Source organism: Corallococcus sp. AB030, assembly GCF_003668965.1.
Taxonomy (GTDB): Bacteria; Myxococcota; Myxococcia; order Myxococcales; family Myxococcaceae; genus Corallococcus; species Corallococcus exiguus.
Genome location: NZ_RAWQ01000294.1, coordinates 1 through 9,483, shown reverse-complemented (window position 1 = coordinate 9,483; position 9,483 = coordinate 1). Strand labels below are relative to the sequence as shown.

Sequence of the window (9,483 nt, the reverse complement as noted above, 5' to 3'; positions counted from 1 at the left end):
ACTGTTCCCCGCGTCCACGCTGCGCCACCTGACGCAGGAAGGACTCCGGAATCCGCGGCGGCTGGCCCGCGAGCTTCAGCTCCTCCTCGAACAGCCAGCCCATCAGGTGGCGCAGCGTGGACGCGGGGAACAGTGGCGCCCGGTACGCGAGCCACTCCGCCAACGCGCGCTGGAAGTCCTCCGCGCTCGTGAAGCGATCATCCCGCCTCAGCGCCAACGCCCGCGTCACCAGCGCCCCCAGCGACGGATCCAGGTCCGGCACGTGCGCGTGCGGGGGCGTCAGGTCGCCCGTGGCGATGCGCTCCATCACCGCGACCTGGTCTCCCTCCGCGGGCCTGCGACCGGTGAGCAGTTCGAAGAGCACCACGCCGGCCGTGTACACGTCCGAGCGCGCGTCCAACGCCTCCGCTCGCGTCTGCTCCGGTGACAGGTAGAGGAACTTGCCGCGCACCACGCCCGCGTCCGTGTCCTGCCGCCCGGCCCACTGCGCCTTCGCGATGCCGAAGTCGGTGAGCTTCACCTCGCCCTCGTAGCTCACCAGGACGTTGTCCGGGGACACGTCGCGGTGCACCAGCCCCAGCGAGCGGCCCTCCTCGTCGCGGCGCGTGTGCGCGTGGTGCAGGCCCTTGCAGACCTCCACCATCAGCTGCACGGCCAGCGGCGCCGGCAGGTGCGCCATCCCCTTCAGCTTCAGGCGCTTGAGCACCTTGGACAGGGGCTGCCCGTCCACCCACTCCATGGCGAGGAAGTACTCCCCCTCCTCCTGCCCGAAGTCGAAGACCTGGACGATGTTGCCGTGCGACAGCCCCATGGAGATGCGCGCTTCGTTGAGGAACATCCGCACGAAGGCGGGATCCAACGCGTACGGGTCCCTCACGCGCTTGATGACCACGGACCGGGACACGCCCTCCGCCACGGTGTAGCGCGCGCGGTGCACCACGGCCATGCCGCCCGCCCCCAGGCGCTCCTGCAGCTCGTACTTGCCGAAACGCGTCCTGTGCCCACCCGTCGTCACGGGCCGGACGCTACCCCACCGCTCCCCCCCGAGGGGAGCCCCACCCGAAGGGCCCGGAGGCTCAGCGCTCGCCCCAGTGGAGCTTCTGCCGGAGGATGGTGAAGAAGGCCACGCGCGGGTTGCGCACCAGGCCCACGCGGTTGGGCGAGCGCACCACTTCAATGCAGTCCCCGCCCTGGAGCGAGTGGCCCGTCTGCCCGTCCAGCGTGAGGTACGTGTCCGCTGTCTCGCTCTTCAGCGTCACGCGAATGGTGCGGTCCGCCGGCACCACGATGGCCCGCTGGGTCAGCGCGTGGGAGCAGATGGGCGACAGGATGGTGCAGTCCACCGACGGGTGCACGATGGGGCCGCCCGCGGACAGCGAGTACGCCGTGGAGCCGGTGGGCGTGGCCAGGATGACGCCGTCCGACTTGTACGTGGTGATGGGCACCCCGTCGATGGACGTCTCGTGGTCCGCGATGCGCGCGAGCGCGCCCTTGTTGATGACCACGTCGTTGAGGATTTCGTCCTCGATGAGGACCTTGCCGCCGCGCAACAGCCGGCAGGAGAGCTTCATCCGCGAGTCCACGTGGAAGTTCCCCGCCAGCACGTCATCCAGCCGGATGAAGAGCTCCTCCACGGAGATTTCCGTCATGAAGCCCAGGCTGCCCAGGTTGACGCCGATGATGGGCACGTTGCGCCCGCCCAACAGGCGCGCCGCGTAGATGAGCGTGCCGTCACCGCCCAGCACCACCACCAGGTCCGCTCGGGCCGCCAGCTCGCGGTCTTCAATTCGTGGCCAGTTCAGCGCATGCGCCAGGGCACGGTCCGCCAGCACCGTCAGGTTCGGGTGGCGCTGCTGGATTTCCGCCGCCAGGGCGACGGCCTGTGGGGTGTCACGCTTCGCGACGATGACGAGGGTCTGCACGCCCCCCGGGTTCTAGTCCAGCCGGCCAACCGTCCTCCGCAGGAAAATGACGCACCTGCCCGGCGCCGGACATCACAAGGGGGCGCGGCAGGGCGTCCGGGACGCTAGGTTTGGGGGCCCCATGGACCTCTTCGACCACGCCAGCCAGAAGGAACAGGCCGTCCTGGCGCCGCTCGCCGAGCGCATGCGCCCCACCTCGCTCAGCGAGTACCTGGGACAGGAACACCTCACCGGTGAGGGCCGCTTCCTGCGCCGCGCGCTGGAGAGCGACCAGGTGCCCAGCCTCATCCTCTGGGGCCCGCCCGGCACCGGCAAGACGACGCTCGCCCAGCTCGTCGCGCGCTCCACCGGCGCCTCCTTCGAGACCATGTCCGCCGTGCTCGCGGGCGTGAAGGACATCCGCGAGACGGTGGCCCGCGCGCAGGACCGCTGGAAGCTGAACCGCCAGCGCACGCTGCTCTTCATCGACGAAATCCACCGCTTCAACAAGTCGCAGCAGGACGCGCTCCTGCCCCACGTGGAGAAGGGCACCGTCACGCTGATTGGCGCCACCACGGAGAACCCGTCCTTCGAGGTGAACGCCGCGCTCCTGTCGCGCTGCCGCGTCATCACCCTGCGCGGGCTGGAGCAGGAGGAGCTCATCGCCGTCATGCGCCACGCTGTCGCGGACCCTCGGGGGCTGGGCGGCAAGGTGGCCGTGGACGACGCGGCGCTGGAGTTCATCGCGGACGCGGCGGGCGGCGACGCGCGCAAGGCCCTCACCGCGCTGGAGGCCGCGGCGGCGTACGGCCGCACGGCGGTGGACCGCAAGGTGGCGGAGGAGGCGCTCCAGCAGAAGATGCTGCTCTACGACAAGGGCGGCGAGGAGCACTACAACGTCGTCAGCGCGTTCATCAAATCCATGCGCGGCAGCGACGTGGACGCCGCGCTGTACTGGATGACGCGCATGCTGGAGGCGGGCGAGGACCCCGTCTTCATCTTCCGCCGCATGGTCATCTTCGCGTCGGAAGACGTGGGCAACGCGGACCCGCGCGCGCTGGGCGTGGCGGTGGACGCGCTGAGGGCCTTCCAGCTGATGGGCCTGCCGGAGGGCACCCTGCCCCTCACCCAGGCCGTGACGTACCTGGCGCTCGCGCCCAAGTCGAACGCCGTCATCGCCGCGTACGCGGCCGTGCGCGAGGCCGTGACGAAGGAAGGCGCGCTGCCGGTGCCCATGCACCTGCGCAACGCGCCCACCAAGCTGATGAAGTCGCTGGGCTACGGCGGCGGGTACAAGTACCCGCACAACTTCGAGGGCAACTACGTCCCGGAGGACTACCTGCCCGAAGCGCTGCGCTCCCGCTGCTTCTACACCCCGACGCGCAACGGCTTCGAGGCGGAGCTGTCCGAGCGCTACGAAACCATCCAGCAGCAGCTCGCCGCACGTCGCAGCGAGCGCGAGCCCGGGGAGGACGGCTGAAGCGCCGTCACTCCCCGAAGGGCCCCGTCAGGACACCGCTTCCAGGACGGGGCCCGGGCCGCTGTCCGAGTCCGGGCCCTTGGGCGAGCGCGGCTTCATGCTGCGGCCGGCCACTTCGTACTGCTTGAGCAGACGGCGGAAGTTGGAGCGGTCCACGCCGGCCGCGCGCGCCGCGCTGGACACGTTGTGGTTGTTCTTCTCCAGCAGCGCGGACAGGTAGCGGCGCTCGAAGGCGCGCATGGCCAAGCGCTTGGCCTGGGCGTACGGCAAATGCGCCAGGCTGAACACCTCCACCGCCGAGTCGGCCTGGGGCGCGGCCTGGAAGCCGGGCGGCAGGTCCTCCACGTCGATGGCGTCGTTGGCCGTCAGCACCACCGCGCGCTCGATGACGTTCTCCAGCTCGCGCACGTTGCCCGTCCACCGGTTGCAGGTGAGGGCCTCCATGGCGCGCGGGCTGATGCCGGTGACCTTCTTGTCCGCCTTGCCGGTGTAGACCTTGAGGAAGTGGTGCGCGAGCAGCGGCACGTCCTCCGGGCGGTCGCGCAGGGGTGGCAGGTCGATGGTGATGACGTTGAGGCGATAGAAGAGGTCCTCGCGGAACTTGCCCTGCTCCTTCGCGCGGGACAGGTCCACGTGCGTGGCGGCGATGACGCGCACGTCCACCTTCACGGGCTCGTTGGCGCCCACGCGCTTGACCTCACCCTCCTGCAGGACGCGCAAGAGGCGCACCTGGGTGGCCGGGGGCACGTCGCCAATTTCATCCAGGAAGATGGTGCCGCCGTCGGCCGCCTCGAAGAGGCCCTTCTTGTTGCCGGTGGCGCCGGTGAAGCTGCCCTTCACGTGGCCGAAGAGCTCGCTTTCCAGCAGCGTCTCCGTCAGCGCGGAACAGTTGACGGCCACGAAGGGCTTGTCGCGGCGCGCGCTGCGGTAGTGGATGGCGCGGGCGACCAGCTCCTTGCCCGTGCCGCTCTCACCCTGGATGAGCACCGTGGCGGTGGAGTGGCTGACCGTCTCCACCAGCTTGAACACGGCGCGCATCTGCGAGGACTGACCGATGAGGTCCTCGAACTGGCTGCGCGCGGTGAGCGCCTCCTCCAGCGCGCGGGTGCGGTCCTTCAGCGCCTTGCGCTCGGCGGCCTTGGCGACCGTGAGGCTGACCTCGTCGATGTTCTCGAAGGGCTTGGTGAGGTAGTCGTACGCGCCCGCCTTCACCGCCTCCACCGCCGTCTCCACGGTGGCGAAGGCCGTCATCATGATGACCTCCACGTCCGGGCGGTCCGCCTTGATGGCGCGCAGCAGGTCCATGCCGGACAGGTGCGGCATCTTGATGTCGAGCACGACCACGTCGATGGACGGATCCTTCGCCGCCGCGAGCCCCTCCACCGCGTCGTCGATGGCGACGACCGGGTGTCCTTCCCGCTGGAGGATCTGGGTGACGGCCTTGAGGACGACGGAGTCGTCATCCACAACGAGGACCTTGGCGCGCTTGACTTGGTTCACGGCAACCTCTCGAGCTGCAGGGGAATAGGCAGGTAGACGATGAAGCGGGAGCCCTGACCCACGTGGGTGTCCACGTGGAAGGTGCCCCCGTGGTCCTGGACGATGCGATAGGCGATGGACAACCCCAGGCCGGTGCCCTCGCCGGGCGGCTTGGTGGTGAAGGACGGCTCGAAGATGCGCGGCAGGTGACGCTCTTCGATGCCCGAGCCGGTGTCCCTTACCGCGAAGAACGTCCGGTCGCCCTCGCGCCCCGTCTCCAGGGACAGGCGCCCGTCGGCATTGGGAAGCGCTTGCAGGCCGTTCTGCAGCAGGTTGAGCACCACCTGCGCGAGCGTGCCGGGGTCGCCGTACACCTTGGGCAGCCCGTCCTTCAGGCCCAGCTTCAGCTCCACCTTGGGCATGGACTTGAGCTGCGCGCGGAAGAGCACCGCGGCATCCTCCACGCACTTGGACAAATCAAAGAGGCGGCGGTCCTCCACGCGGCTGTGCCGGCTGAACTTCAGCAGGCTCTCCACGATGCGCTTGCAGCGCAGCGCGCTCTCTTCAATCAGCTTCAGCGACTCCAGGTCGCTCTCGCTGCGGCCCGCGTCGCGGGACATCAGCTGCGCGAAGGCGAGGATGCCGCCCAGCGGGTTGTTGATTTCGTGCGCCACGCCGCCCGCGAGCTGGCCCACCGCGGCCATCTTCTCCGTCTCGATGAGCCGGCGCGTCATGGCCTGCTCTTCCGTGACGTCGCGGTAGGTGCACACCGCGCGGTCGTCACCGGCGAAGGGATACGCGGCCACCACGTAGCTGCGCCCGCCCTGCTGCACTTCCCCGCGCGCGCCCTTGCCTGTCTCCATGGCGGAGGGCAGCGGGCAGCCCGTGCACGGCGTGTCCCGGCCGAAGAGGTACTGGTGGCAGGGGACGTCGGAAGGCACTTCTTCGATGGAGCGGCGGGCCACCTGCGCGTAGGCCACGTTGGCCCGGCGCACCGCGAAGTCCCGCGCGCGCACCACCGCGAGCGGCGTCTCCATGCAGTCGAAGGACAGCTCCCACTCGCGCTTGGCCGTGGAGAGCAGGCGCGTGCGCAGCGCGACGCGCTCCTCCAGGTCCGCGTTGAGGTGCTTGAGCTCCGCGTTCTGCTCCTGGGTGACGCGGTAGAGCCGGTCGTTCTCCGCGTGGAGCGCGTACTGCTCGAAGGCGCTCTTCACCGTGAGGACCAGGTGGCTGTCGTTCCAGGGCTTGGAGATGAAGCGGAAGATTTCGGAGCGGTTGATGGCCTCTTCGATGGCCTGCTGATCCGCCTGCCCCGTGAGCATGATGCGCTGGGCGCGCGGCGCCTGGAGCTTCACCTGGGTGAGGAACTCCACCCCGTTCATCCCCGGCATGCGGAAGTCGGAGATGACGACCTCCGGCTGGAAGCGCTCCAGCGTGCGCAGACCCGTTTCGGCGTCCGTCGCCGTCTCGATGTCCCACTCACCCCGGCGCAGCACCCGCCGGATGGACTTGAGGATGTTCTCCTCGTCGTCCACGAGCAGCAGCCGGCCGCGAGCGACCGGGTCCTGCGCCTGCGCTTGAGCTCCGAGGGTTCCCATGGACTTTCCGGGAATAGACATTTGCAATGGCCTTGCCAAACCGGAGATTTGGATAAACCCCGGCAATCACGTCCTTTTTCAGTGACATGACAAAAAGGGGCAAGGTCATCATAGACCCATGGGACCCAATGGGGTCAAACCCGACTCAGGGTTTTTGACCCTCTGGGTCAGCCAGCGCGGGAGGGCGGCGCGGAAAACAGGGGCGCGGGAGGGTGCAGGCAGATGCGGTCGCGACCCTCCCGCTTGGCGCGGTAGAGGGCCTCGTCCGCGGTGAGCAGCAGCTGCTCCGGGGCGAGGATGGCGCGGTGGGGGAAGCTGGAGACGCCCAGGGACGCGGTGACGCGCAGGGCACCCTCCGGGCCCGCGTGCAACTCGTTGATTCCCTTACGGATTCTCTCCGCCACGGTGAGGGCGCCGGGCAGGTGGGTGCAGGGCAGGAGGATGGCGAACTCCTCTCCTCCATAGCGGGCCACCAGGTCCGTCTCACGGACGCTGTGCTGGAGGGAGGCTGCCACCTCTCTCAGGACGCGGTCTCCGGCGCCGTGGCCGTGGCCGTCGTTGATGTTCTTGAAGTGGTCCAGGTCCACCAGGATGAGAGAGAGGCTCTCGTCGTAGCGCTGCGAGCGGCGGAACTCCTCGCGCAGGCGCTCCTGGAAGTAACGATGGTTGTGCACCTGGGTCAGGCCGTCTGTCACCGCCAGGCGCCGCAGTTCCTCGACCTGGGAGTGAAGTGACCTCAACCGGGAGTGCGCTTCCAGGCTCCGGTAGAGCCTCAAACGCAGCTCTTCGTCGTCCCATGGGGTCAGAATTACCTCAGCCCCCCTGCGCAGCGCGGCCAGGCGCAAGGCCCGGTCTTCCGGGGGAGCCAGGACCACCACGGCGGGTTGGGGCCCCGGTTGCGGTGGGGAGAGGGCCTCCAGGAGGCCCTGAGCCTGGGCCTCGTCGAGGCCGCCGGAGCAGAGCAAGACGCCGTCTACCTCCTGGGTCAGCCCGAGCGCCTCCGGCCCGGAGCGGGCCACACGGAGCGCGAAGTCCTCCGGGCCGAGCGCGCGCACCAGCTGAGGCAGCAGTGCCTGTGAATCGTCCACGACCAGAAGCGTGTAGGGCTGGGTTTTCACCGTGTCCCCGTAAAATGATGACTAGGCGGTACTATAGGGGTTTCCCACGAGAAGGGCCAAGGGGTTTGCCTGCGGGTAGGGGCTCTGCTAGCGAGCGCGCGTTTCCTTCCGGACGGAACGCGCGCGACATGACGACCGTGGCCAAGTACCCGAGCATCAGCCTCTTCTTCCCCGCCTGGAACGAAGAGGACTACGTGGAGCGCGCGGTGAGCCGCGCACTGGAAGTGCTACCGAAGCTCACCGACGACTTCGAAATCATCGTCGTCAATGACGCCTCCACGGACCGGACCCAGGAGGTCTGCGACGCGCTGGCTGCGAAGGTGCCTCAGCTAAGGGTCATCACCCACCCCGTGAACCTGAAGCTGGGCGGAGCGATGCGCACGGGGCTGGCGGCGAGCACGAAGGACCTGGTGCTGTACTCGGACATCGACCTGCCGTGGGACATGCGCGAGCTGGAGCGGGCGCTGCACCTGATGGGCTACCTGGAGGCGGACATGATCTGCGCCTTCCGGTTCGACCGCACGAGCGAGGGCGCCAAGCGCATCGTGTACTCGTTCGTCTACAACCTGCTCATCCGGGCGCTGTTCGACATCCAGATCAAGGACGTGAACTTCAGCTTCAAGCTGATGCGCCGCCAGGTGCTGGAGTCGATGGAGCTCAGGAGCCAGGGCTCGTTCATCGACGCGGAGCTGGTGGTGAAGGCCATCCGCAAGGGCTTCCGCGTGTTCCAGATGGGCGTGGACTACTTCCCGCGCACGCGCGGCATCTCCACGCTGGCTTCGCCGTCGGTCATCTTGAAGATGGTGAAGGAGCTGGTGGCGCTGTACCCGGAGACGCGCTCGCCGTCGCCGCCGGTCAAGCCGGTGCGCCTGCCTCCGTCCGTGCAGCCATTGCGTTCGGTGCCGGGCCAGGCGGGGCGCGGGTAGGACGGACATGGCGTCGCGCACCCGCCTCATCGTCAACGCGGACGACCTGGGCCTGCATCCGTCGCTGGACGCGGGCATCCTCAAGGCGCACCGCGAGGGCATCGTGACCAGCGCGACGCTGCTGGCCATGGGGCCCTCCGCCGCGGAGGCCGTGGGATTGGCCAAGGCGCAGGGGCTGGCGGTGGGTGTGCACCTGGCGCTGTCCACGCGGCTTTCCTGCGCGGCCCCCGCGGAGGCCGTGCGGACGGTGGCGCCGGGCGGACGGCTGCGGGGCAACTGGGCGGAGTTCGCGAAGGCGTGGATGACGGGGCGGGTGCGGAGGGAAGAGCTGGAGCGGGAGCTGTCCGCGCAGCTCGCCCGCGCTCGGGAGCTGGGCGCGCGGGTGGATCATCTGGACGGGCACCAGCACCTGCACCTGTTGCCGGGAGTGCGGTCGGTGGTGGAGGGCATCGCCGCTCGGGAGGGCCTGCCGCTGCGGTGGCCGGATGCGCTGCCGCGCGTGTCGTGGCTTCGGGCTCCCGGGCCCGCGTTGAAGACGACGGTGCTGGCGGTGCTCGCGCGGACGGCGCCTCGGGCCCGGCCGGGCGTGCGGCGGGTGAGCGCGGGCGGCGTGTTCGAGGCGGGCCGGCTGGATGAGTCCGCGCTGCTCGCGGTGCTGGACTCGCTGCCGGCGGGGGACTTCGAGCTGGGATGCCACCCCGGTGAGGGCGCTCCGCATGTGCCGGAGGATCCGGCGTGGACCTATGGCTGGGAGGCGGAGCTGGCCGCGCTCACCAGTCCCCGCGTGAAGGCGAAGCTCGTGGAGCGGGGCATCACGCTCGCGAACTACGGCGAGCTGGGCTGACGAGCCGCGGAAACCTGTCCGACTGGAGGTCTGCGCGGAATAGGGGTGAAGGCTGACTGGCTACTGAGCCTCAAGGGAGGCAGGGGCCTCCAGCACGAAGTAGACGCAAAAAAGCCGGCTGCGTGTCAGCAGCCGGC

Annotated in this window: 8 protein-coding genes; 3 read left to right on the top strand and 5 right to left on the bottom strand. The window is 69.2% G+C overall.

Annotated elements, in window-relative coordinates; translation table 11 throughout:
• Positions 1-1,015: serine/threonine-protein kinase (locus D7Y15_RS40295; RefSeq protein ID WP_233605274.1), on the bottom strand; the 1,015-nt coding region annotated here is incomplete at its 3' end.
• 61 nt (positions 1,016-1,076) lie between these two features.
• Positions 1,077-1,922, bottom strand: coding sequence for an NAD(+)/NADH kinase (locus D7Y15_RS40290; protein ID WP_120579723.1), 846 nt, complete (start codon positions 1,920-1,922; stop codon positions 1,077-1,079).
• Between the two features lie 121 nt (positions 1,923-2,043).
• Here D7Y15_RS40290 and D7Y15_RS40285 point away from each other — a divergent pair, with 121 nt between their 5' ends.
• Positions 2,044-3,381, top strand: a complete 1,338-nt coding sequence (locus D7Y15_RS40285; protein ID WP_120579724.1) for a replication-associated recombination protein A — start codon at positions 2,044-2,046, stop codon at positions 3,379-3,381.
• Between the two features lie 27 nt (positions 3,382-3,408).
• Here the strand turns inward: D7Y15_RS40285 and D7Y15_RS40280 are convergent, their stop codons facing one another.
• The 3 genes from D7Y15_RS40280 to D7Y15_RS40270 form a co-directional block, all read right to left on the bottom strand.
• A complete protein-coding gene (locus tag D7Y15_RS40280) occupies positions 3,409-4,881 on the bottom strand; it encodes a sigma-54 dependent transcriptional regulator (protein WP_120579725.1) in 1,473 nt (490 codons plus the stop codon).
• Complete coding sequence (locus D7Y15_RS40275) at positions 4,878-6,458, bottom strand: ATP-binding protein (protein WP_120579726.1); 1,581 nt, start codon at positions 6,456-6,458, stop codon at positions 4,878-4,880. The genes D7Y15_RS40280 and D7Y15_RS40275 overlap by 4 nt, the downstream gene beginning before the upstream one ends.
• A gap of 167 nt (positions 6,459-6,625) precedes the next feature.
• Entirely contained in the window at positions 6,626-7,576 is a 951-nt protein-coding gene (locus D7Y15_RS40270; RefSeq protein WP_121755892.1) for a diguanylate cyclase, read from the bottom strand.
• A gap of 137 nt (positions 7,577-7,713) precedes the next feature.
• Between D7Y15_RS40270 and D7Y15_RS40265 the strand changes: the two genes are divergently transcribed.
• Complete coding sequence (locus tag D7Y15_RS40265) at positions 7,714-8,502, top strand: glycosyltransferase family 2 protein (RefSeq protein ID WP_121755893.1); 789 nt, start codon at positions 7,714-7,716, stop codon at positions 8,500-8,502.
• Positions 8,503-8,509: 7 nt separating this feature from the next.
• Positions 8,510-9,346 carry a ChbG/HpnK family deacetylase gene (locus D7Y15_RS40260; protein WP_121755891.1) on the top strand — a complete coding sequence of 279 codons (837 nt, stop codon included), beginning with the start codon at positions 8,510-8,512 and terminating at the stop codon, positions 9,344-9,346.
• Positions 9,347-9,483 lie beyond the last annotated feature (137 nt).